This is a genomic window from Salinispora oceanensis (assembly GCF_000383575.1).
GTDB lineage: Bacteria > Actinomycetota > Actinomycetes > Mycobacteriales > Micromonosporaceae > Micromonospora > Micromonospora oceanensis.
The window spans coordinates 750430-771018 of the sequence record NZ_KB911579.1 but is presented as its reverse complement, the minus strand read 5'-3'; the positions used below and the strand labels follow the sequence as shown (position 1 = coordinate 771018).

Here is a 20589-nt window from a genome sequence, read left to right as displayed (position 1 = left end):
TGTTCGTCTCCATCTCTCGTCTCGCCGCACGCCGACCGCGGCGTCGTCGGGCAACCGCTCGTAGCGGTCGCGCGAGTCGAGTCTTACACGCACCCGGGTCGGCGGGTGGGCCAGGTCACGGTCTCATTCCGTGTTGTACCTGGGAACTTCCGGCGAGGATCGGTACCGGCGCCGAGAATCGGCGCAGCTGTCGTGAAGGGACTTCACCGTGAGTGAGCGTGTCGCCGTCGACATGTGGTTCGACCCGATCTGCCCGTGGGCGTGGATCACCTCTCGTTGGCTGTTGGAGGTCGAGCGGGTCCGGGACGTGGAGATCCGTTTCCACGTGATGAGCCTGTCCGTGCTCAACGAGGGTCGGGACCTGCCCGCGGAGTACCAGGGGTTGATGAAGTCCGGATGGGGCCCGGTTCGGGTTTGTGTCGCCGCCGAGCAGCGGTACGGCACCGGGGCGCTGCGGGACCTGTACACCGCGCTCGGTAACCGGATCCATCTGCAGTCCGAACAGCTCACCGGGGAACTGTTCACCGCTGCCCTGACCGACGCCGGACTGGATCCGGAGTTGGCCGGGGCCGCCGACAGCACCGAGTTCGACGGAGCGCTACGCGCCAGCCACGAGGCGGGTATGCGGCCGGTCGGCACCGACGTCGGTACCCCCGTCATCCACGCCCCGGGCCCGGACGGGAACCCGGTCGCCTTCTTCGGCCCGGTCGTCACCCCGGCTCCTCGGGGCGAGGCCGCCGGCCGGCTGTGGGACGGTGTTCTGCTGGTCGCCGGAACGCCGGGGTTCTTCGAACTCAAGCGCTCCCGCGAGGTCGGCCCCATCTTCGACTGAGTGCGAGGCGGGGCCCCGCCGTCCCGCTGGCGGGTGGCAGGGGCCCGCGTACCGCCGGTGCCGGCGGGTTGCTCCGGTGCAGGGCGGGTGGGCCCGGACACCGGGGGTGAGCGATACCGGTAGCGTCAGCGGGCATGACGGTCGCCCATCCAATCGCCCGGGCCTGGATCACCACTGGCGGCACCGGCGCGCAGAACTACGACGAGTTCGCCGACGAGGCGGAGATCACCTCGATCATTGAGGTGAATCCGCACAGCGCCCTCGGCATCGAGATGCCGCATCGGGCCCCGGAGAGCCGGGGGAAGGCCTTTCTCGAAGCGCTCCCGGAGGCGGTAGCCCGGCTCGCCGAGGCGAAGGCGGCGGGCAGCTACACCCCCGCCGAGCAGGTGGTGGTCCTCTACCGGATCAGTGCCCCGCAGGAGGAGCCCGGGTACGGGCTGTTCGTCATGGTCGATACCGACCAGATCTCCACCAGCGCCGCCGAGCCGGGTCTGGTCATCCGCAACGAGGATGTCTTCATCGCCAAGGTGCGCGAGCGGGTGGCCTTGGCCGAGGCGCTGGGGCATCTGCTGTCGCCGGTGCTCCTGCTGCAGACCGGTCGGGGCGAGGAGCTGCACACCGCCCTCGCGGCGGCGGCCGACCGAGCCGGGGTGCCGGCTGCGACCGACACCGACCAGGCCGGGCGGACGCACGCCATCTGGCTGGTCGGTCCGGGCGAGCAGCAGGACGAGCTGACCGCTCTGGCCGGCGGTGGCGAGCTGGTCGTCGCCGACGGTAACCACCGCAGTCTGGCGGCCCAGACCGGCGGGCTACCGCGCTTCCTGGCCGTGGTCACCACGCCGGCCTCGGTCGCCATCGCCCCGTACAACCGGTTGGTTGACGAGCTCACCACCAGCCCAGAGGAGCTGATCGACCGGCTTCGCGCCGCCGGCGCCCAGGTCGAGCCGATTGACGGCCCGGTCGAGGTCCCGGCGGCCGGCGGCACCATCCACCTCCGGCTCCCCGATGCGGCGTACGCCGTACGCCTGCCCCAGGTTGGCGGGGGGCGCCTGGAGAACCTGGACCATGCCCTGGTCGAGCGGTTGCTGCTGCGGGACGCGCTGGGGCTGGACCCGGGTGACAAGCGGATCACCTACGTCGGCGGCGACTATCCGGCGAGCTGGCTCACCGGTGAGGTTGACGCCGGCCGCGCCGAGCTGGCCGTCCTCGTCGCACCGGTGACCGTTGACGACTTCGTCGCGGTGAACCTGGCGCGGGAGAAGATGCCGCGCAAGAGCACCTGGTTCACCCCGAAGGCCCGCGGTGGACTGGTCGTCGCCGAGTTGCTGTCCGGACCGGGCGGCGGGTAGGCACCCTCCGGGGGGGGTCTGACGCCTCCCGGACTGTGCTGACGTCTTCCCGGAGTGTGCTGAAGTTGTCTCCGACCGACCCGCGAGCGTCGGTCGGAGACCGGCCCTGTCAGACTGCCCGGTATGCGTGTCTACCTGGGATCCGACCACGCCGGTTTCGAGCTGAAGGCGCACTTGGCCAACCACCTGGCCAAGGAGGGGTACGACGTGGTTGACGTCGGCCCGCACGCCTACGACCCGGACGACGACTACCCGGCATTCTGCCTACACACCGGCGACCGGGTGGTTGCCGACGGGGGTAGCCTCGGCGTGGTTATCGGGGGATCCGGTAATGGTGAGCAGATCGCCGCGAACAAGATCGACGGTGTTCGGGCCGCGCTGGCCTGGAGTATCGATACCGCGCACCTGGCCCGGGAGCACAACAACGCCAACATCGTCGCGATCGGCGCGCGGCAGCACACCCTCGATGAGGCCACCGCTATCGTCGAGGCGTTCCTGACCACCCCGTTCTCCGGAAATCAACGGCACACCCGCCGCATCAACCAGGTGGCCGACTACGAGCGCACCCGGAAGCTTCCCGACCTGCCCTGAACCGGGCCGTTCACCGACGGGGGAGGTCCTCGCGCGGAACCCAGTTCCGGCGGACCAGGACTATCCGGGCCTCCGCCTCCGCCAGGTCCTGCTCCGTCGGTCGGGTGGCGTCCCGGGCCCGCATCGCCGCGGTCACGCTCACCTGCGACGAGCCAGAGCCGACCAGGCCCCGCAGCCCGCGCTCGCTCTCCTCGGCGCCGCCCCGGCGGACTCGGGCCGGCCGGCCGCCGCTCGGCCCCCCGGCCGCTGTCCGGGCCGGGCTCGGGCTCTCGGTGGTGCGGTCGGCGGGCTGCCGCTGCCGCCGCCGTCGTCGTTCCACGTCACCCACCAACCGACCGTACCCCGTGGGGTCAGAAGATCTCCATGGCAGCGGGAGCCCGGTGCCAACCGAAGGCCGGCCCGGCCGCGGCCAGGGCGCCGGGTCGCAGCTCCCGAACCCGGCCGGCAGCCGCTAGCTCGCCCAGACCGGTGCCGCCCAGGTACAGCTCACCGAGGGCCCGGATGTCGCAGGCCAGGTCGGCCGCCCCGGCGCTGGGTACGCAGCTGGCCCCGTCCAGCCCGCCGGTAAGCCGCCACCGACCGGCGTTCTCCGCCAGCAGTTCGTCGGTGACCTCCAGCACCACGTCAATCGGGGTCGCGTACCGTCGGGCGGAGAGGGCCGCCGGCAGGTCCACCACCCGCAGCCAGAGCGCATCGGTCAGCCGTGCCTCGAGCCGGCGTGGCTCGTTGACCAGCCGCAGCAGCGGGTCGTCCAGCGGTACGCCGCGCAGCGTGAGCCGGCGGGTCAGGTCGAGGGCGAGCAGCAGGTGCCACATCGCCAGATTGGCGGCCGGGTCGCTGCTCACCACCTCGTCAACCATGGTGACGGCTTTCGGCCCGACCGCGTCCCAGGCGTTGCGGGTGCGGAACAGCGCGTATCCGTTGACGCCGTCGGGGCCCTCGTGCAGCAGAGCTCGACGTTCGGTGGCTCCCTCCCGGCGGGCGGCCGGATCGGCGAGGACATAGTTCCACCACACCTCGTTGCGGCTGGACCAGCCGGGCCGGTCGGGCCGAACCCGGTCGTACACCCGGGCCAGCTCGCCCCGGCAGTGCGCCGGTTCGGCCAGGCGGAGACGACTCTCAGCGGCGGTGGGATCGGGCAGGCGTAGCTCAGTGGTCTCGCACTCCACCACCAACTGCTGGCAGGCCAGGCCGTAGCCGAAGCGTGGGTAGATCCGCCCCTCGCTGGCCCACAGCAGCGCGACCGGCTCGGTGCCGGCGTCGCGTACGTCGCGGAGCTGCCGCCGCATCAACTCGGTGAGCAGACCGCGGCGGCGGTGTGTCGGCGCCACCGCAACCCCGCTGACGTGTGCCGCGGGCAGACACGCCCCCGGTACGGTCAGGTCGCGGGTGAAGGCGGTGGCGGTCGCCACCAGCTCGGTGTCGTCGCGGACGACCAGGGTGCGTTCGGGCTCCAGGGTGCTCTGCTGGATGGCCTGTGACTCGGCGTCCAAGCTGCTGTGGAAGAGGCTGTTGAGCAGTTCACCCAACTCCTCGAGCTCTTCGGTACGGGCGACACCGAAGTTCGGTACGAAGGTCATGTCTTCGTGTCTAGCGCACTGCGCTGGGGTCGGCCGGCCCGGCGGTCCGTAGCGGACCCACATTTGTGTGCTGGCTACCCTCGATAGTCAGACGGGGCCCGCCGGTCCCCGTCTGGTCCAGGGGAGGGACGACATGGCCGACCAGACGCAACCGTGGGCCGAGCGGACCGTCGAGGTGCCGCCGCAGTCAGGCGTCGGGGTGCCGCCGCAGTGGGGAGCTGCGGTGCCACCGCAGCCGGGGGCCGGGGTGCCGCCGCAGCCGGATGCCTTCCAGCGGGGGGTGGCCTCGGTAGGGGAGACCAGTGCCCCTCGAACCACGCCGTTCCCGGTGGTGGAGCAGGCGGAGGCGGAGGCGGGCTGGCCGGAGGCGCGGGCTTCGCGTCGGCCGATGAGCTGGCACCTCGCGCAGCTCCGCCCGGGCCGGGAGTGGAGCGCCGGCGGAGCGCTCTTCGCGTTCGTCTGTTGGGGGATCTGGGCGATTTCGGGTGGCGGCAACCTCGCCGCACCACTGTTGATCTTCCTACTGAGTCTGCTGGTCGCGGTTGGGCTCTTCGCCCTCGCCCGGCTGGTTGGCCGGGTGGTGCTGGAGCAGCGTCTGGGCCGGGTGCGGCGCGGTGCCCGCGGCGCGCACCTGGTGACGGCCGTCTTTCTCGTCAGTCTCGGCTTCGGGTGGCTCAAGCAGACCGAGTGGGTGGTTTCGTTCTGGAGCTGGATTACCAACAGCTGACCCGGACCTTCCTTCCGCTGACCTTGGTCGGCGTTGAGTTCGACCCTGGGTCGGCTCATCTACCTCCTGTTCACCACTGGCCACACCGCACCTGGGCCTGGCCGATCGGGCAGTTGTTGCTGTAGCTCCGGGGCGAACAGCGGTGGGCATTGCCGGCGGGGGTGGTGACTGCTACGGTTCACGTGTAAGAAAAAAATGACACGTGAAGGGGTCTTGTGGCAGTGAGCGGACCGACCGGAGACGACCTGGTCGAGATGCTGGCGGCTCTGGCCAATCCGATTCGACTACGCATCGTCGCGACCCTGGCCGGCCGTCGTGACTACGTGAGTCAACTGGCCCGCGAGCTTGGAGTGAGCCGTCCACTCCTGCACATGCATCTACGGCGGCTGGAGGCGGCAGGCCTGATCACCGGCCGGCTCGAGCTCTCCGACGATGGCAAAGCCATGAAGTACTACGAAGTCACCGATTTCGACCTGCACCTGACCGCATCGGCAGTGGCCGAGGCGGCCCAGACCCTCACCCGGCCGGACCCAGGAAAGGGTCCCGCGCCCAAGGAGTCAACGTAATGGACCCACTTGGAGGGGAAATGTCCTGGCCAACGACAGTCTTCCTGCTGGTCGTGGTCATCGTGGCGGCCTTCCTGGTCGCCCTGGTCATCGTCGGGCTGTTCGAAGGCCGGAAAGAGAAGCGGGCCGCTGCCCGCGCAGACGACCTGCGTCAGCTCGTGCACCGGTTCGAGAAGCTCGCCGAGAACACCCTCGACGCCCAGCAGCGAAGCGCCGTCGACCTCGCCGAACTACGAACCCGAACGGCATCGATCGAACACATCCTCCGCAGCGTGGAATGAGAGGGAACCGATGAAAGGAATCCGTTTCTACGCGTACGGCTCGCCCGAGGTCCTCACCCTTGAAGATCTTGATATGCCGGCCGTCGGTGCCGACGACGTGCTGGTCCGGGTGCGGGCCGCCTCGGTCAACCCGGTGGACTGGCACCTCATGCGCGGCAGCCCGTACATCACCCGGGCGCAGGGTGGGCTGACCCGCCCCAAGGCCAACACGCTCGGGCACGACCTGGCCGGGCAGGTCGAAGCAGTCGGCAGCAACGTCACCACGCTCCAGGTGGGAGACGAGGTGTTCGCCCTACAGCAGGGAGCGTTCGCCGAGTACGTCACGATGCGCCACGACGCCGGAGTGCTGAAAAAGCCGGCCAGCCTGACCCTGGAACAGGCCGCCTCCGTGCCGGTGGCCGCCCTCACCGCCTACCAGGCGCTACGTCACCACGGCCGGCTGCAACCCGGTCAGCGGCTCCTGGTCAACGGCGCGGCGGGCGGCGTGGGCACCTTCGCCGTACAGATCGGCAAGGCGCTGGGAGCCGAGGTGACCGGGGTCTGCAGCAGCCGAAACGTCGAGCTGGTCCGCGACCTGGGTGCCGACCACGTCATCGACTACACCACGGCGGAGTTCACCCGCGGCGGACGACGCTACGACCTGCTCCTCGACAACGTCGGTAACCACTCGCTCCTCGCCTGCCGACGCATGCTCACCCCGCGGGGCACACTCATCCTGAACAGCGGTACTGGCGACGGGCTGCTCGGCCCGCTGGCTCGCGTACTCCGTGGGCTCGCTCTGTCGCCGTTCGTACGGCAACGCCTGGTGTTCTTCGTGGCGAGTCCCAACCGGGACGACCTGGCAGAGCTGTGCGATCTCTTCGAATCCGGAAAGGTCACCCCGGTCCTGGACCGGACCTATCCCCTGAGCGAGGTGCCCGAGGCGATCAGCTACCTCGAGGAGGGCCACGCCCGGGGAAAGGTCGTCATCACCGTCTGACCGGCCGGTTGCCCCTCGTTCGACGTCGCACCGCACGCCAGCCCTGGGCGGGCCGGATCACGAGAGTACGAGGAACGTCGGGACCGCGACCAGCACACCCACGGCGGCTCCGGCGAGGACCTGGCTGGTGGTGTGATCGCGGAGCCGGACCCGCGACCAGGCGACCAGCGCCACCACCGGGACGACGACGAGTAGTGCCGGGCCGAAGACGTTGATGAGCACACCAGCGGAGCCGGCTGACACCGCGGCATGCGCGCTGAGCTTCCACACCTGGTTGATCCCGGTGGTGACCAGCAGGACCGCGAACTTCGACGGTGGTGTCGGCGGGGTACGGGGAATGTGCCAGCGCCCATCCCGGCGAATGGTAGGCCCGAGCCACCTGAGTGGCAGCATTGGACCCGTCAGCATCGGGCCGGTCGGTCCGTGCTGGGACCGCACAGTGCTACCACACCGGGGTCGATTCACCGGGAGGGCAACGTGAGCCGGAGCGCCGTGAACACCGATGACCGGCGCGGCGGGGGCACCGCCGGCACGGTTGGGGGGCGACGGGGCTCCTGGGCCGGCTACGGCGCCGGCCTCTGGTCGCTGTCGTTCGCCGGGTTGAGCTTCCACTGGGCGGCTGGCGGCCTGTTGGGACAGGGCACGTTCGGACCGGCCGTTGAAGGGCCGGCGCTGGCCCGGGAACCGGCGTTCGTCGCTCTGCTCTGGACAACGGCGGTGCTGAAGCTGATCGCCGCGCCGCTCGGCCTGGCCCTGGCGACCGGACGCCCCCGCCGGACGCCGCGCTGGGTGCTGCTGCTCGCCGGGTGGGGCACCGCCGCGCTGCTGTCCCTGTATGGCGTGGCGAACCTGGCGCAGCACCTACTGATCGTGGCCGGGGTGGTCGATCTGCCCGCCGGGCTCGGCTCGGCGCTGCCCTGGCACCTGTTCCTCTGGGACCCGGTCTGGCTCTCCGGCGGCGCGCTGTTCGCCATCGCCGCGATCTCCTTCACCCGCTCGCCGCGGGAGCCCAGGAAGACGAAGTGAGACCGGCCGGCCCGCCCGATACCACGAGACAGGCCTTCACCGGGAACGGGGGGTAGCCCCAGATGTGCGTTAGCGGTCAGCCTCGGTGTGCGGTGTGCGGTGTGCGGTGTCGATGACGAGGTCGGCGCGATCACGGGTGCCGTCGGCGGCGAAGAACTTCTCCTCCTCGGCCATCCACTTCTGCCAGAGCTGCGCGGCACCGGCGAAGGAGCAGTCGCGGGCGAGGCCGCGCGCCAGCCGTAACGGTGCCGGAGCGTCGACCCAGACCGCGTAGGCGAGCCGACCGATCGTGTCGCGACGGGTGCAGGTGAGTCCTTCGAAGATCACGACCGGTACCCAGGGCTGGGTCTTCCACTCGCCGAGCCTGTTGCCGTACCAGTCCGTCCAGTCCCGCGCTTGATAGTGGGCATCCTGGCCGTCAAGCAGCGGGGTGAGTACCTGGGCCTCGAAGCGAGGCCACCAGCCGGCGAAGTTGTCCCACGATACGAAGTCGTCGATCTCGATGATCGGCGCGTGGAGCGCCGTCGAGAGGTCACGGGCAAGGTGGCTCTTTCCGGAGCCGCTCGGGCCGTCGATGCCTACGATGCGGATGCCGTTGATCGGCCTACGGGCGGCAACAGCGGCGGCAAGCCGATCGATGGTGTTGACGGTCACGGCGAGACCCTACCGCGCCAACCATGATCAGAAGCGGCGGTTGAAGGCCCTCGCGGTCATCCCGGCCCACCGCCGTACGGTGCAGTCATGGACCCGCTCGACCTACCTGCCATTGTCGAGTTGTGCAGATTCCTCAAGCGAGGCTGGGCCCTGGGCGGAATCAGCCAAGAGGCATGGGGTGCAGCTCCGGGACGAACTGCTGACTCCGTTTGATCCGTTGGCAAGTGTGAGGCTCAGGCTGGGTGAGACGTCCGGCGTGGCCGAGATCTGGCCGACCGGAGAAGTCAGGCTGGAGCGTGGGGGTAGCTGCGAGCCCGGGTTATCGCCTAGCTCAGGTCGGGCGGGATGCCGGGAGATTCCGTCTCTACTGCGGGGTCCGGGGTTCCGTTGATGAACCGCTGTCCTGCATACGTAGCAAGCACTCGAATAGCCTTCTCCGGTGGCTCCCGGAGCGAGTCCAGCGACAGCAGGACGATGGAGTGGCGGCCATCGACCTTGTTCTGATACTCAGCTGCCGTGCCCAGGTTGGCGTCCGCCGACGGAACCAACAGCAGCCGTGGGGCGCCACTGCTGTCCAACGTTCCTTGGTGCGGCTCAAGCCCGAGTGGCCGACCGCTGAGCATGTGCCGGCGGAGGAGTTGGCCCGCCGGCAGGGTGTGCGGCCGGTCGCCTCCGTTGACGACCTGGCCCGGCCGGACCTGTCGAGTCCGACGAAGAGTTGGACGACTTCCTCGCCGATCTGTACGCCTTTCGGCGGGCCAGCGCCGTGCCTTGATCCTTCGAGAACGTTTCGGCAGTGACCGATCACATGGAATACGTACAGGTCGAGGCGTAAGCGTCGAAGTTGCGACGGGGGTTGAAGCATCGGCCAACCTACTCCGGTGACCCTGCCGAGATGATTACCTATCAGGTAGGGCTCGCTGCCTACCATGCACCTCTGCGGGACGCAGAAACTATTCTAGGACTCCTAGCTTCTAACCGCTAGGTTCACACGCCGACCCTTCGCCAATCTGTCAGCTTGTAGACACCTGCTAGTCGCAAAGTACCCAAAATGGCGGAAAGTTAAGTGCTGGCAGTCGTTCGGCGGATTTGCGCAATTGCGGCACCATTGTTCTTCAATTACAGTTGCCGAACCCCAAGGCGTGGAGAGGTACATGCTTAAAGTAAGTTACATGTATGCGCGACACGATGTCACGCAGGAAAACTTTCGGAAGTATTTAGACGGAATGCTTGAGCAAAAGCGTTGGCAGCCCGCGGCGCTAGCAGCAGAGAGATCGTTTGCCCGAATGGCAGGACTGGCCAGCATAAAATCAATGCGAATTTCACTGGGTCGCTATCGTGGCGCGGCTGGAGCGTCTGCGGGGGGTGCTGGCGACGTCTTCTTCAAAGATGATGCGATTATCTCGATAACCAACGTTCGAGAGTCGAACCACCCAGAAGATTTCTACAATTACGAGGTCATGGAATACTCTCCGGCGATTCGACGTAAAAAGCTAAGGCGGAGCATTTTAATTGGGGTCGTGGCGAAGGAGAGTGCAGATTCGGATGAGATCTTGAAGGACTTCCTTGAAGCCTTCGAGGAGCAAGTGGCTAAACACTCGAAGGGTTCGGCTTCCCTTAAATGGGAGGAGGTGGACCTTGAGTCGCCGCGCTTAGAGAGGCTTCTTGAAAAGCTGGCCTCGGAAGCGACTGCCGCTCGTTTTTCCAGCCCCGATCTTGGTGGTGAGACGGTAAAGGGCGCCGATGTTTTGAGCATTCAGGCGAACCGTGAACTGCTAAGGGAGTTGAGTGAAGCCGGGTTCGGAAGGGAATCGGACATCCTTGCTCGGCGAGGCGCTAAGCGGGAAGTAGTGCAGGCAGCGCTTACCGATCTTGCGTCTGCCGGACTAACCTCCACTGAGTTTCTACTTGCCTGCAAGGGTACCTCTGCCCCGCTGGCACGTTTCTCGAATGCCAACGAGACACAAACGGCACCCATCGCAAATATTAGGTGCGGCAAATGTGCGCGAACCTACTCGCAGGAACTTTTGAGTGAAGGATACAGCGTATCTACACTCGGGCGCTCGTTGGCGCAGGGGTCTCATTGGATGACGGTATGGGTGACTAAGCGACTGGTAGACCTAGGCATCCCGACCCGCTCCATAGTCTGGAACCTTGAGGACTCGGGTGAGGAAGTTGACATCATCATCGAGTTCATGAGTAAGTTGTGGATCTTTGAACTTAAAGATCGAGAATTCGGGCCGGGGGATGCCCATCCATTCAACTATCGAAGGGTCAGATACGGGGCCGATGAGGCCTTCGTGATAACGACCGATAAGGTGTCGACTGATGCGAAGCGAGTATTTGAGGACTTGGCCAGAGATTCCTCCGGTCGCACGCGAACGAAGCCGCCAAATATGATTGAAGGTTTAGCTAGCGTCGAGGGTGAGATTCGTAAGCATCTAGAGTTTGCTTCCTATCAGCGGGCAGCAGATGCGCTCGTAATGCCCAGCATGACGGTTGGTTTTGCGCTCAGTGACGTGATTGCGGAGTGGGTTCCGAGCGAATCCCTCCCGAGTGGATTCCGGCGCTATTACGAGACGGAGTACTACCTTTAAGATGCCTGGCGCAACTCTATGGCCCGAGATTCCGACGCGGTGTGCTCGTATTGCCCAGGCCGAGCGGCATCCGGAAGTGTCGGCTTAGGGTCCGCACCTCGGCGGGCTCGCCCTGGGTGCGGTCAAGCCGCCGACCATCCCTACCTGGCGGCGCACGTTGCTCGACGGCGGCACGAGCGAACCGCAGGCGGTCGAGGCGCACTCGCTGCTGCGAGCGATCCTCACCGCTGTGCAGGAAGACGAGCTGATCCGGCATAACCCGTGCCGTATCCGGGTTATGACCGCTATCACACGTCGGAGCGGCCGGCGGTGACCGTAGTCCAGGCGCTCGCGCTCGCGGACCGGATGCCGGTCCGGTTCTCCGCGTTGGTGATCGTCGCCGAGTACTCCGGGCTGCGCTGGGGTGAGCTGGCGGCGTTGCGCAAACCGGATGGAGTTCGGGCCGCCGAAGCCGGAGGAGGGCAATCGGGTGGTGACGCTGCCGGCGGCGGCTCGGCTCGTGTTGGCCGATCACCTGGACGAGTTCGTGGGGAAGGGTCGGAAGCGCTGGTCTTTACCGGGGACAGGGGGCGGTGCTGCGTTCCGGCAACTTTCGGCCGCGGTCGATTGGGCAATGGCGCTGCGGGCGGCTGGCATGCCCCCCCAATTCCACTCACGACCTGCGGCACACGGGCAACAACCTGGCGGCGGCGACCGGGCGAGCCCCCGGGACCCTGATGCAATCGATCAAGGGCAAGCCGACCACGGCGGCCGGGGACGGGCCGACGCAGTCAGGCGGGGCCGGCGACGAGTCGACGAAGCGGAAGGCAGCCAAGGGCAAGACCGGGCGGACGGCACGTGAAGCGGCCTCGGGCGGCACGGCCGGTGCTATTGGCACGCGAATGGCATGCAAGATCAAAGAAAGCTGAACGAGAACGGCCCAGGTTCGGCGATCGTGCCGTTGACCTGGGCCGGAGTGCGGTGGAGCGGGCGACGGGAATCGAACCCGCACCGTCAGTTTGGAAGACTGAAGCTCTACCATTGAGCTACGCCCGCGACGGCCTCCGTGTGGAGGCGCGCCGACAGCGTACCCAATGCCGCCGATCTCCGCGCAGCCTGCCCATGGCTGTGGTCGGGAACGAGCCTCGGGCCCGGTCCGGGTGCGCTCGGGACAGTGCTGCTCCTGGGGGGTGCGGTGCGACCGGACGGGTTGCTGTTGCCGTCCGCCACGAGCCGGCCGGTGGGCTCCGTCGGTCGACCCAACGGCGGAACACGCGATCGGATGTGGCCCCGGGGAAGTGTGCGTGGGCGTGGACGGCATAGACTGCATCCCGCCACGGGGTGTGGCGCAGCTTGGTAGCGCACTCGCTTTGGGAGCGAGGGGCCGTGGGTTCAAATCCCGCCACCCCGACTGTCGTTCGCGGCCGGGTCGACCCGGGCGCCGCCGTTCTACGCGTGGTTCCCGGGCACTGCCTGCAGGCCGTACCGGCTCGCCTACACTCGATGGGCTGAAGAAGCGCCCAGACCACCAAGATCCGTCAAGGAGTACGCCTGTGAAGAGCACCGTCGAGACTCTGAGCCCGACGCGCGTGCGGCTCGCCATCGAGGTGCCGTTCGTCGAGCTCGAGCCGAGCCTCAAGAAGGCGTACCGGGAGATCGGCCAGCAGGTCCAGGTTCCCGGCTTCCGTCGGGGGAAGGTTCCGGCTGCCGTGATCGATCAGCGGGTCGGCCGGGGCACCGTGCTCAACGAGGCGGTCCAGGAGGCCATCCCGCAGAACATCCTCTCGGCGGTGCGCGAGCACGACCTGAAGACGCTGGGTCGTCCCGAGGTCGAGATCACCGAGTTCGCGGACGGCGACTCGCTCAACTTCACCGCCGAGGTGGACATCCGGCCGGAGCTCAACCTTCCCGACCTGTCGACGGTCGAGGTGACTGTTGACGAGCTGAAGATCGATGACAGCGAGCTCGATGAGCAGGTGCAGAGCCTGCGGGAGCGGTTCGCGACGCTGAAGACCGTCGAGCGGGCTGCCGCCGAGGGCGACTTCGTGCAGATCGACCTGAACGCGACCGTTGACGGCGAGGAGGTCCCGGGGGGCTCGGCGACCAACCTCTCGCACGAGGTCGGCAGCAAGCAGCTCCTGCCGGGCCTGGACGAGGCCGTCGTCGGATTGGCGGCCGACGCGAGCACCACCTTCACCACACAGCTCGTCGGCGGGGACTACGCCGGTCGCGACGCCGAGGTCTCGGTGACGGTCCGCACGGTCAAGGAGAAGGAGCTGCCGGAGCTGGACGACGAGTTCGCCGAGCTGGCGAGTGAGTTCGACACCATGGCGGAGCTTCGCGACGACGTCCGCGAGCGGGTGACCCGGAGCAAGCAGGTCGAGCAGATCTACGCCGCCCGGGACAAGGCCCTTGAGCAGATTGTTGAGGCGGCCGAGGTGCCGGCGCCGGAGGGTGTTGTCCGCGAGGAGGTCGAGAGCCGCAAGGCGTCGATGGTGGATCAGCTCGAGCGGATCGGTGCCTCGATGGAGGAGTACCTCGCGGCCGAGGAGAAGACCGAGGAGCAGATCAACACCGAGCTGACCGAGGCGGCCACCCAGGGCGTGAAGATTCAGCTCCTGCTGGACACCGTCGCCGACGCGCAGGAGATTCAGGTCTCCGACGACGAGTTCGGCCACGAGATCGTGCACCGGGCGCAGCGGGCCGGGGTGGCGCCGCAGCAGTTCTACGACCAGCTGGTCCGCTCCGGTGCCGCCGGCGCGGTCTACGGTGACGTCCGGCGGGGCAAGGCCCTGGCTTCGATCATGGATCACATCACGATCAAGGACGCTACCGGCGAGGCGGTAAGCCTCGACGCCCTGCGCGCCGAGAACGAGGCCGCGCACGCTCACGCGGAATGATCGTAGGTTTCGGCCGCCGTCCCTGCCGTTTGGCTGGGGCGACGGCCGAAACCTGTTTTTGGGTACGCCTGACCGGGCTGCGCTGAGAGCGAACAGTGCCCCGACCGGGGTTCTGCCACTCGGTCGAGCCGTTAGTGTCGGGTAGGACGGTACGGAGAGCGAAGGGCTGCCATGACCGACATGCACATCCCGCCGACGCCGCTCCGGGCGATCGACGCCCGCGGTGGCGACAACATTGGCAACCTCGACGACTCGGTCTACAACCGGTTGCTCAAGGAGCGGATCATCTTCCTGGGCAGCGAGGTGACTGACCAGGTCGCCAACCGCATCTGCGCGCAGCTGCTGCTGCTCGCCGCGGAGGACCCGGACCGCGACATCAACCTCTGGATCAACTCGCCGGGCGGCTCGGTCTACTCGGGCATGGCGATCTACGACACGATGCAGTTCATCGACAATGACGTGTCCACGGTGGCGATGGGCATGGCGGCCTCAATGGGTCAGCTTCTGCTCTGCGCCGGCACCAAGGGCAAGCGGTACGCCCTGCCGCATGCCCGGATCATGATGCACCAGCCATCGGGTGGCATGGGCGGTACTGCCTCGGACATTGCTATCCAGGCGGAGCAGATGCTCTACACCAAGCGGATGTTCCAGGAGCGGGTCGCTTTCCACACCGGCCAGACTCAGGCGGAGATCGAGGCGGACTCGGACCGTGACCGTTGGTTCACCGCCCAGGAGGCCATGGAGTACGGCTTCATCGACAAGGTGATCACCGGGGCCGCTCAGGTTCCGGAAGGCGCCGGGACCCTGAGCTGAGCGAGGAGCTGACGATGACCGACCTGAGCCTGCCGCCGCAGTTCGCGGCCGTGCACAACCGCTATGTCCTGCCGTCGTTCGTCGAGCGCACGTCGTACGGGGTGAAGGAATCCAACCCGTACAACAAGCTCTTCGAGGATCGGATCATCTTCCTCGGGGTCCAGGTGGATGACGCGTCGGCCAACGACGTGATGGCCCAGCTGCTCACGCTGGAGGGCACCGACCCGGACCGCGACATCATCATGTACATCAACTCGCCGGGCGGCTCGTTCACGGCCATGACGGCGATCTACGACACCATGCAGTACGTGCGGCCGGATATCCAGACGGTCTGCCTGGGGCAGGCGGCCAGTGCGGCGGCGGTGCTGCTCTCGGCCGGCACGCCCGGTAAGCGGATGGCGCTGCCGAATTCGCGGATCATCATCCACCAGCCTGCCACTGAAGGGGGCTACGGGCAGGGCTCGGATATCGAGATCCAGGCCCGGGAGATTCTGCGGATGCGTACCCAGCTGGAAGAGATGCTCTCCCGGCACTGCAACCAGCCGGTGGAGAAGGTCCGTAAGGATATCGATCGGGATAAGATTATGACGGCCGAGGAGTCCCGTGAGTACGGGCTGGTCGACACCATCCTCACCAGCCGTAAGAAGGGCTTACTGGCCGCTAACGCCGCCAACTGAGCCGGATCAGGTCAGAGGTCGGCCGGGGGTAGCCTCGACCGACCTCTGACACACCCGTTTTAGGGGTCGGAGAAACCCGCGCCAGCGGGTAACGTCGGGTCTGTACCGCTTCGCCGGTCGATCCGGCAGGTAGCTGAGATGGGCGGCGCGCGGTGTCCGGGGCCATGGCCGGATCGCTGGCCGACGAGTGCAGGGAGACTGTGGGTGGCACGGATCGGTGACGGCGGCGACCTACTGAAGTGCTCCTTTTGTGGGAAATCGCAGAAGCAGGTCAAGAAGCTTATCGCTGGTCCCGGCGTCTATATCTGCGACGAGTGTATCGATCTCTGTAACGAGATCATCGAGGAAGAGCTAGCCGAGTCGGGCGAAGTGAAGTGGGAAGAGCTTCCCAAGCCGATGGAGATCTGCCAGTTCCTCGATAGTTACGTCGTGGGTCAGGCTCAGGCCAAGAAAGCTCTCGCCGTCGCGGTCTACAACCACTACAAGCGAATTCAGGCCGAGGCGGCCGGCGCGCCCAGCGCGGACAGCGTTGAGTTGGCCAAGTCCAACATCCTGCTGCTCGGCCCCACGGGATGCGGCAAGACCCACCTGGCACAGACCCTGGCCCGGATGCTCAACGTGCCATTCGCCATCGCGGACGCCACGGCCCTGACCGAGGCCGGATACGTCGGGGAGGATGTCGAGAACATCCTCCTCAAGCTGATCCAGGCCGCCGACTACGACATCAAACGCGCCGAGACCGGGATCATCTATATCGACGAGGTCGACAAGATCGCGCGTAAGTCGGAGAATCCGTCGATCACTCGCGATGTCTCCGGCGAGGGTGTGCAGCAGGCGCTGCTCAAGATGCTGGAGGGGACGGTTGCGAACGTTCCGCCCCAGGGCGGCCGTAAGCATCCACATCAGGAGTTCATTCAGATCGACACCACCAACGTGCTCTTCATCTGCGGCGGTGCCTTCGCGGGCCTCGACCAGATCATTGAGGCGCGTACCGGTCACGGTGGGACGGGTTTCGGTGCCCGGCTACGGGCGGTCTCGGAGCGTTCGACCGACGACACCTTCAGCCAGGTGATGCCGGAGGACATGCTGAAGTTCGGCCTGATCCCCGAGTTCATCGGTCGGCTCCCGGTGATCACCAACGTTCGCAGCCTCGACCGTGAGGCCCTGGTGCAGATCCTCACCGAGCCGCGCAATGCGCTCGTCCGGCAGTACCAGCGCCTCTTCGAGTTGGACGGCGTCGAGCTGGAGTTCGAGCAGTCGGCCCTGGAGGCGATCGCCGACCAGGCGATGCTCCGCGGCACCGGCGCCCGCGGACTCCGCGCGATCATGGAGGAGGTGCTGCTCTCCGTGATGTACGAGGTGCCCAGCAACCCCGACGCGGCCCGCGTTCTGATCAATCGTGAAGTGGTGTTGGAGAACGTGAACCCAACGATCGTTCCGCGTGAGTTCACCAGCCGTCGGGCGCGGCGGGAGCGTGAGGAGAAGTCGGCGTGATCGAGCTGACTCACGCTGGGGTCTAACCGGGCCCTCGAGGTTCTGGGCGCTCCGCTGTTGCCGACTTTGACGTGGCCGTAGTCCTGCTCCTGTTCCGTTGACTTCCCTGCCCGTAACCTGGGTCCATGCGTGTCGCGGTCTGCCAGTTGAACGCCCGGGATGACCGAGAGACGAATCTGGCTGCCGCCGAGGCCCTGCTGAAGCGGGCGGCAGCCGGTGGTGCCGATCTCGCGATCCTCCCCGAGTACGTCGACTATCTCGGTCCGGTCGTGGGGCAACCGGACGCGGAGCCGGTGGACGGGGAGGTCGGGCAGTTCTTCGCCGACGTCGCGCAGCGGCTCGGCATCTGGGTCGTCGTTGGCTCGATCCACGAGCGGGGTCCGGACCCGGAGCATTCGTACAACACCTGCCTGGTGTTCGACCGTTCCGGGGCGCTCGCTGCCAGCTACCGCAAGATCCACCTGTACGACGTGGAGATTCCCGGGCGCGTGTCGTACCTGGAGTCAGCCACGGTCGCTGCCGGCTCGCAGCCGGTCGTCGTTGACGTGGAGGGCATTCGGGTCGGGCTGTCGATCTGCTACGACCTTCGTTTCCCCGAGCTCTATCGCCAGCTCGTCACGGACGGCGAGGCAGACCTACTCCTTGTCCCGGCAGCTTTCATGTTGCACACGGGGCGGGACCACTGGGAGGTGCTGTTGCGCGCCCGCGCCATCGAGAACCAGTGCTTCGTTGCGGCTGCCGCACAGACGGGGGACCACGAGCCGAGCCGCACCTGCTTTGGGCGCAGCATGGTGATAGATCCCTGGGGGACGGTGCTCGCCCAGGTGCCGGATGGTGCTGGCCTCGCGATTGTCGACCTCGACCTGGAGCGGCTGCGAACGGTCCGGGCCGAGTTGCCGAGCCTGGCCAACCGTCGTCTCTAGCTTTCTGAGCCCGTCCGCGCGTTCGGAGTCGCCGGCGGTGAGCGGCTCGTCGGTGGGGCGGCTGTTCGTTGAAGACCGTCCGTTGAAGGCCATCCTCAGCCCTGGAGCAGTACACCGATCGTTGCGAGGCCGACGATGGCAGCGGCCGTGACCAGGAGGGCCGTCGTCATTCGGGACGGTCCCCGGCGAGCGAGCCGGCCGATGGACAGGACCAGGACGACGAGTACGACGGCGCCGATGACGAGTTGCCAGAACGGCAGGAGTAGGCCGAGCAGCGTGTCCTTGGCCAGCACCGGGGTCGCTGTCAGCTCGGCCATGCAGACACTCTCCCACGGATGGGCGGTTCCGGGTCCTCCGCACACGGTTGAGTGGGTGGTTGCCGGAGGTTTGCCACGGCCGACTGGCACCAGTGATGGATCTTGATTTGCCTTCTGCGGAGCGACCGCGTAACTTTCTCTCTGCACGCGGGAAGCCGGGGCAAACCGGCAGAGAGCGGGCACCAGGGCCGTGGCGATATAGCCGAGCGGGGCTGGGGCGCGGGCGGTGTGAGGAACTTCCGGAGACGGAGTTGCAATCACGAAGCCGACCGGGTAGAGTACTGAAGCCGGCAGGAGCCGGGCGGATGGCCGCGAAGCGGACGTCGGCCGGTCTGTCGATTCCCACAATAGTAGCGACCGCGAAGTTAGCGTGCGTGATTGTGGGCCGGCAAAGGACGAGTTTGTCGCCTGAAACGTCAGGTTGACGATCACGGAATAGTCCGGGTAGTTTAGAGCGGTTGCCTCCGGAGGGGCCCTGGTTTGGGGTTCTGATGGTGTGTGGTTGTTCTTTGAGAACTCAACAGGGTGTTTGGAAAGCCAGTGCCGTTTTGGTCTGGGTTGGCCTGCTGTTTGGTGGGTTGGCTTGGGCTTGAATTTGGCAGCAAATTGTTTTTTGTTGCTGGGATTTTCTTCAAGTTTTTGTTGGAGAGTTTGATCCTGGCTCAGGACGAACGCTGGCGGCGTGCTTAACACATGCAAGTCGAGCGGAAAGGCCCTTCGGGGTACTCGAGCGGCGAACGGGTGAGTAACACGTGAGTAACCTGCCCCAGGCTTTGGGATAACCCCGGGAAACCGGGGCTAATACCGGATATGACTGGCTGCCGCATGGTGGTTGGTGGAAAGATTTTTCGGCTTGGGATGGACTCGCGGCCTATCAGCTTGTTGGTGGGGTAATGGCCTACCAAGGCGGCGACGGGTAGCCGGCCTGAGAGGGCGACCGGCCACACTGGGACTGAGACACGGCCCAGACTCCTACGGGAGGCAGCAGTGGGGAATCTTGCACAATGGGCGGAAGCCTGATGCAGCGACGCCGCGTGAGGGATGACGGCCTTCGGGTTGTAAACCTCTTTCAGCAGGGACGAAGCGTTTGTGACGGTACCTGCAGAAGAAGCGCCGGCCAACTACGTGCCAGCAGCCGCGGTAAGACGTAGGGCGCGAGCGTTGTCCGGATTTATTGGGCGTAAAGAGCTCGTAGGCGGCTTGTCGCGTCGACTGTGAAAACCCGTGGCTCAACTTCGGGCTTGCAGTCGATACGGGCAGGCTAGAGTTCGGTAGGGGAGACTGGAATTCCTGGTGTAGCGGTGAAATGCGCAGATATCAGGAGGAACACCGGTGGCGAAGGCGGGTCTCTGGGCCGATACTGACGCTGAGGAGCGAAAGCGTGGGGAGCGAACAGGATTAGATACCCTGGTAGTCCACGCTGTAAACGTTGGGCGCTAGGTGTGGGGGGCCTCTCCGGTTCTCTGTGCCGCAGCTAACGCATTAAGCGCCCCGCCTGGGGAGTACGGCCGCAAGGCTAAAACTCAAAGGAATTGACGGGGGCCCGCACAAGCGGCGGAGCATGCGGATTAATTCGATGCAACGCGAAGAACCTTACCTGGGTTTGACATCGCCGGAAATCCTTCAGAGATGGGGGGTCCTTCGGGGCCGGTGACAGGTGGTGCATGGCTGTCGTCAGCTCGTGTCGTGAGATGTTGGGTTAAGTCCCGCAACGAGCGCAACCCTTGTTCGATGTTGCCAGCGCGTTATGGCGGGGACTCATCGAAGACTGCCGGGGTCAACTCGGAGGAAGGTGGGGATGACGTCAAGTCATCATGCCCCTTATGTCCAGGGCTTCACGCATGCTACAATGGCCGGTACAATGGGCTGCGATACCGTGAGGTGGAGCGAATCCCAAAAAGCCGGTCTCAGTTCGGATCGGGGTCTGCAACTCGACCCCGTGAAGCCGGAGTCGCTAGTAATCGCAGATCAGCAACGCTGCGGTGAATACGTTCCCGGGCCTTGTACACACCGCCCGTCACGTCACGAAAGTCGGCAACACCCGAAGCCGGTGGCCTAACCCTTGTGGGGGGAGCCGTCGAAGGTGGGGCTGGCGATTGGGACGAAGTCGTAACAAGGTAGCCGTACCGGAAGGTGCGGCTGGATCACCTCCTTTCTAAGGAGCGCCATCCGTCGAAGGGCGGTATGGAGCCTCGGTTGCCTGTGTTGGGTGATGGGGTGCTCATTGGTCGGAGACACTGGCTAGTCAGTTTTGGCAGCGGTTTGATGCTCTTGTACACGCTCCCTGTTTGGGGGGTGGTTGGA

General features: G+C 66.2%; 21 protein-coding genes, 2 tRNA genes and 1 rRNA gene. 17 read left to right on the top strand and 7 right to left on the bottom strand.

Going from position 1 to position 20589, the window contains the following annotated elements:
* The first annotated feature begins 208 nt into the window (after positions 1 to 208).
* The 3 genes from SALPAC4_RS0103315 to SALPAC4_RS0103305 all read left to right on the top strand — a co-directional run bounded on the left by SALPAC4_RS0103315 (position 209) and on the right by SALPAC4_RS0103305 (position 2772).
* Positions 209 to 832 (top strand): mycothiol-dependent nitroreductase Rv2466c family protein, encoded by a 624-nt coding sequence (locus tag SALPAC4_RS0103315; RefSeq protein ID WP_019869159.1) that lies wholly within the window; start codon positions 209 to 211, stop codon positions 830 to 832.
* Between the two features lie 134 nt (positions 833 to 966).
* Positions 967 to 2181, top strand: coding sequence for a DUF1015 family protein (locus tag SALPAC4_RS0103310; protein ID WP_019869158.1), 1215 nt, complete (start codon positions 967 to 969; stop codon positions 2179 to 2181).
* Positions 2182 to 2304: 123 nt separating this feature from the next.
* Positions 2305 to 2772 carry a ribose-5-phosphate isomerase gene (locus SALPAC4_RS0103305; protein WP_018732803.1) on the top strand — a complete coding sequence of 156 codons (468 nt, stop codon included), beginning with the start codon at positions 2305 to 2307 and terminating at the stop codon, positions 2770 to 2772.
* A 10-nt stretch (positions 2773 to 2782) separates the two neighbouring features.
* Here SALPAC4_RS0103305 and SALPAC4_RS0103300 read toward each other — a convergent pair whose 3' ends face one another.
* Both SALPAC4_RS0103300 and SALPAC4_RS0103295 read right to left on the bottom strand, forming a co-directional pair.
* On the bottom strand, positions 2783 to 3100 hold the full coding sequence (locus SALPAC4_RS0103300) for a hypothetical protein (RefSeq protein WP_019869157.1): 318 nt from the start codon (positions 3098 to 3100) through the stop codon (positions 2783 to 2785).
* A gap of 22 nt (positions 3101 to 3122) precedes the next feature.
* On the bottom strand, positions 3123 to 4352 hold the full coding sequence (locus SALPAC4_RS0103295; protein ID WP_019869156.1) for a GNAT family N-acetyltransferase: 1230 nt from the start codon (positions 4350 to 4352) through the stop codon (positions 3123 to 3125).
* A 133-nt stretch (positions 4353 to 4485) separates the two neighbouring features.
* Here SALPAC4_RS0103295 and SALPAC4_RS0103290 point away from each other — a divergent pair, with 133 nt between their 5' ends.
* From SALPAC4_RS0103290 to SALPAC4_RS0103275, 4 genes are all read left to right on the top strand, one after another.
* Positions 4486 to 5079 carry a hypothetical protein gene (locus SALPAC4_RS0103290; RefSeq protein WP_019869155.1) on the top strand — a complete coding sequence of 198 codons (594 nt, stop codon included), beginning with the start codon at positions 4486 to 4488 and terminating at the stop codon, positions 5077 to 5079.
* Positions 5080 to 5294: 215 nt separating this feature from the next.
* Positions 5295 to 5645 carry an ArsR/SmtB family transcription factor gene (locus SALPAC4_RS0103285; protein ID WP_050564032.1) on the top strand — a complete coding sequence of 117 codons (351 nt, stop codon included), beginning with the start codon at positions 5295 to 5297 and terminating at the stop codon, positions 5643 to 5645.
* The gene (locus tag SALPAC4_RS0103280) at positions 5645 to 5926 is read left to right on the top strand and encodes a hypothetical protein (RefSeq protein WP_033660542.1); all 282 of its coding nucleotides are present in this window, start codon (positions 5645 to 5647) and stop codon (positions 5924 to 5926) included. The genes SALPAC4_RS0103285 and SALPAC4_RS0103280 overlap by 1 nt, the downstream gene beginning before the upstream one ends.
* Before the next feature lie 10 nt (positions 5927 to 5936).
* Positions 5937 to 6905, top strand: coding sequence for an NAD(P)-dependent alcohol dehydrogenase (locus SALPAC4_RS0103275; RefSeq protein ID WP_019869154.1), 969 nt, complete (start codon positions 5937 to 5939; stop codon positions 6903 to 6905).
* 57 nt (positions 6906 to 6962) lie between these two features.
* On the opposite strand, the gene SALPAC4_RS0103270 is transcribed toward SALPAC4_RS0103275, so the two are convergent.
* Positions 6963 to 7298: a phosphatase PAP2 family protein gene (locus SALPAC4_RS0103270; RefSeq protein ID WP_223874687.1), complete on the bottom strand. Its 336-nt coding sequence runs from the start codon at positions 7296 to 7298 to the stop codon at positions 6963 to 6965.
* Between the two features lie 84 nt (positions 7299 to 7382).
* Here SALPAC4_RS0103270 and SALPAC4_RS0103265 point away from each other — a divergent pair, with 84 nt between their 5' ends.
* Positions 7383 to 7931: a DUF3995 domain-containing protein gene (locus SALPAC4_RS0103265; RefSeq protein WP_109746111.1), complete on the top strand. Its 549-nt coding sequence runs from the start codon at positions 7383 to 7385 to the stop codon at positions 7929 to 7931.
* Positions 7932 to 8000: 69 nt separating this feature from the next.
* Here the strand turns inward: SALPAC4_RS0103265 and SALPAC4_RS0103260 are convergent, their stop codons facing one another.
* Both SALPAC4_RS0103260 and SALPAC4_RS0103255 read right to left on the bottom strand, forming a co-directional pair.
* A complete protein-coding gene (locus tag SALPAC4_RS0103260) occupies positions 8001 to 8585 on the bottom strand; it encodes a uridine kinase family protein (RefSeq protein ID WP_019869151.1) in 585 nt (194 codons plus the stop codon).
* Positions 8586 to 8911: 326 nt separating this feature from the next.
* On the bottom strand, positions 8912 to 9163 hold the full coding sequence (locus SALPAC4_RS0103255; protein ID WP_223874686.1) for a hypothetical protein: 252 nt from the start codon (positions 9161 to 9163) through the stop codon (positions 8912 to 8914).
* A gap of 576 nt (positions 9164 to 9739) precedes the next feature.
* Here SALPAC4_RS0103255 and SALPAC4_RS27685 point away from each other — a divergent pair.
* Both SALPAC4_RS27685 and SALPAC4_RS28210 read left to right on the top strand, forming a co-directional pair.
* The gene (locus SALPAC4_RS27685) at positions 9740 to 11182 is read left to right on the top strand and encodes a hypothetical protein (RefSeq protein ID WP_162562139.1); all 1443 of its coding nucleotides are present in this window, start codon (positions 9740 to 9742) and stop codon (positions 11180 to 11182) included.
* 716 nt (positions 11183 to 11898) lie between these two features.
* Positions 11899 to 12090 (top strand): hypothetical protein, encoded by a 192-nt coding sequence (locus SALPAC4_RS28210; protein ID WP_109746112.1) that lies wholly within the window; start codon positions 11899 to 11901, stop codon positions 12088 to 12090.
* 53 nt (positions 12091 to 12143) lie between these two features.
* Here the strand turns inward: SALPAC4_RS28210 and SALPAC4_RS0103240 are convergent.
* Positions 12144 to 12217, bottom strand: a tRNA-Gly gene (locus SALPAC4_RS0103240).
* 281 nt (positions 12218 to 12498) lie between these two features.
* Between SALPAC4_RS0103240 and SALPAC4_RS0103235 the strand changes: the two genes are divergently transcribed.
* From SALPAC4_RS0103235 to SALPAC4_RS0103210, 6 genes are all read left to right on the top strand, one after another.
* Positions 12499 to 12572 (top strand) — tRNA-Pro (locus SALPAC4_RS0103235).
* A 142-nt stretch (positions 12573 to 12714) separates the two neighbouring features.
* Positions 12715 to 14061, top strand: coding sequence for a trigger factor (tig, locus tag SALPAC4_RS0103230; protein WP_019869147.1), 1347 nt, complete (start codon positions 12715 to 12717; stop codon positions 14059 to 14061).
* 171 nt (positions 14062 to 14232) lie between these two features.
* Positions 14233 to 14874, top strand: coding sequence for an ATP-dependent Clp protease proteolytic subunit (locus tag SALPAC4_RS0103225; RefSeq protein WP_018216647.1), 642 nt, complete (start codon positions 14233 to 14235; stop codon positions 14872 to 14874).
* A 14-nt stretch (positions 14875 to 14888) separates the two neighbouring features.
* Complete coding sequence (locus SALPAC4_RS0103220) at positions 14889 to 15551, top strand: ATP-dependent Clp protease proteolytic subunit (protein WP_018216646.1); 663 nt, start codon at positions 14889 to 14891, stop codon at positions 15549 to 15551.
* Between the two features lie 204 nt (positions 15552 to 15755).
* Positions 15756 to 17045 (top strand): ATP-dependent Clp protease ATP-binding subunit ClpX, encoded by a 1290-nt coding sequence (gene clpX / locus SALPAC4_RS0103215; RefSeq protein ID WP_019869146.1) that lies wholly within the window; start codon positions 15756 to 15758, stop codon positions 17043 to 17045.
* A gap of 125 nt (positions 17046 to 17170) precedes the next feature.
* A complete protein-coding gene (locus SALPAC4_RS0103210) occupies positions 17171 to 17968 on the top strand; it encodes a carbon-nitrogen hydrolase family protein (RefSeq protein WP_019869145.1) in 798 nt (265 codons plus the stop codon).
* 95 nt (positions 17969 to 18063) lie between these two features.
* Here SALPAC4_RS0103210 and SALPAC4_RS0103205 read toward each other — a convergent pair whose 3' ends face one another.
* Positions 18064 to 18285, bottom strand: a complete 222-nt coding sequence (locus SALPAC4_RS0103205; protein WP_018732818.1) for a hypothetical protein — start codon at positions 18283 to 18285, stop codon at positions 18064 to 18066.
* Positions 18286 to 18924: 639 nt separating this feature from the next.
* On the opposite strand from SALPAC4_RS0103205, the gene SALPAC4_RS0103200 reads away from it, so the two are divergent.
* Positions 18925 to 20440, top strand: a 16S ribosomal RNA gene (locus tag SALPAC4_RS0103200).
* Positions 20441 to 20589: the final 149 nt, after the last annotated feature.

Bases quoted from the DNA above. Each gene is read 5' to 3' on its own strand.
- SALPAC4_RS0103310 (WP_019869158.1), top strand. From the start codon at position 967: ATGACGGTCGCCCATCCAATCGCCCGGGCCTGGATCACCACTGGCGGC.
- SALPAC4_RS0103220 (WP_018216646.1), top strand. From the start codon at position 14,889: ATGACCGACCTGAGCCTGCCGCCGCAGTTCGCGGCCGTGCACAACCGC.
- SALPAC4_RS0103290 (WP_019869155.1), top strand. From the start codon at position 4,486: ATGGCCGACCAGACGCAACCGTGGGCCGAGCGGACCGTCGAGGTGCCG.
- SALPAC4_RS0103280 (WP_033660542.1), top strand. From the start codon at position 5,645: ATGGACCCACTTGGAGGGGAAATGTCCTGGCCAACGACAGTCTTCCTG.
- SALPAC4_RS0103295 (WP_019869156.1), bottom strand. From the start codon at position 4,352: ATGACCTTCGTACCGAACTTCGGTGTCGCCCGTACCGAAGAGCTCGAG.
- SALPAC4_RS27685 (WP_162562139.1), top strand. From the start codon at position 9,740: ATGCTTAAAGTAAGTTACATGTATGCGCGACACGATGTCACGCAGGAA.
- SALPAC4_RS0103305 (WP_018732803.1), top strand. From the start codon at position 2,305: ATGCGTGTCTACCTGGGATCCGACCACGCCGGTTTCGAGCTGAAGGCG.
- SALPAC4_RS28210 (WP_109746112.1), top strand. From the start codon at position 11,899: ATGCAATCGATCAAGGGCAAGCCGACCACGGCGGCCGGGGACGGGCCG.
- SALPAC4_RS0103275 (WP_019869154.1), top strand. From the start codon at position 5,937: ATGAAAGGAATCCGTTTCTACGCGTACGGCTCGCCCGAGGTCCTCACC.
- SALPAC4_RS0103205 (WP_018732818.1), bottom strand. From the start codon at position 18,285: ATGGCCGAGCTGACAGCGACCCCGGTGCTGGCCAAGGACACGCTGCTC.
- SALPAC4_RS0103210 (WP_019869145.1), top strand. From the start codon at position 17,171: ATGCGTGTCGCGGTCTGCCAGTTGAACGCCCGGGATGACCGAGAGACG.
- SALPAC4_RS0103225 (WP_018216647.1), top strand. From the start codon at position 14,233: ATGACCGACATGCACATCCCGCCGACGCCGCTCCGGGCGATCGACGCC.
- SALPAC4_RS0103270 (WP_223874687.1), bottom strand. From the start codon at position 7,298: ATGCTGCCACTCAGGTGGCTCGGGCCTACCATTCGCCGGGATGGGCGC.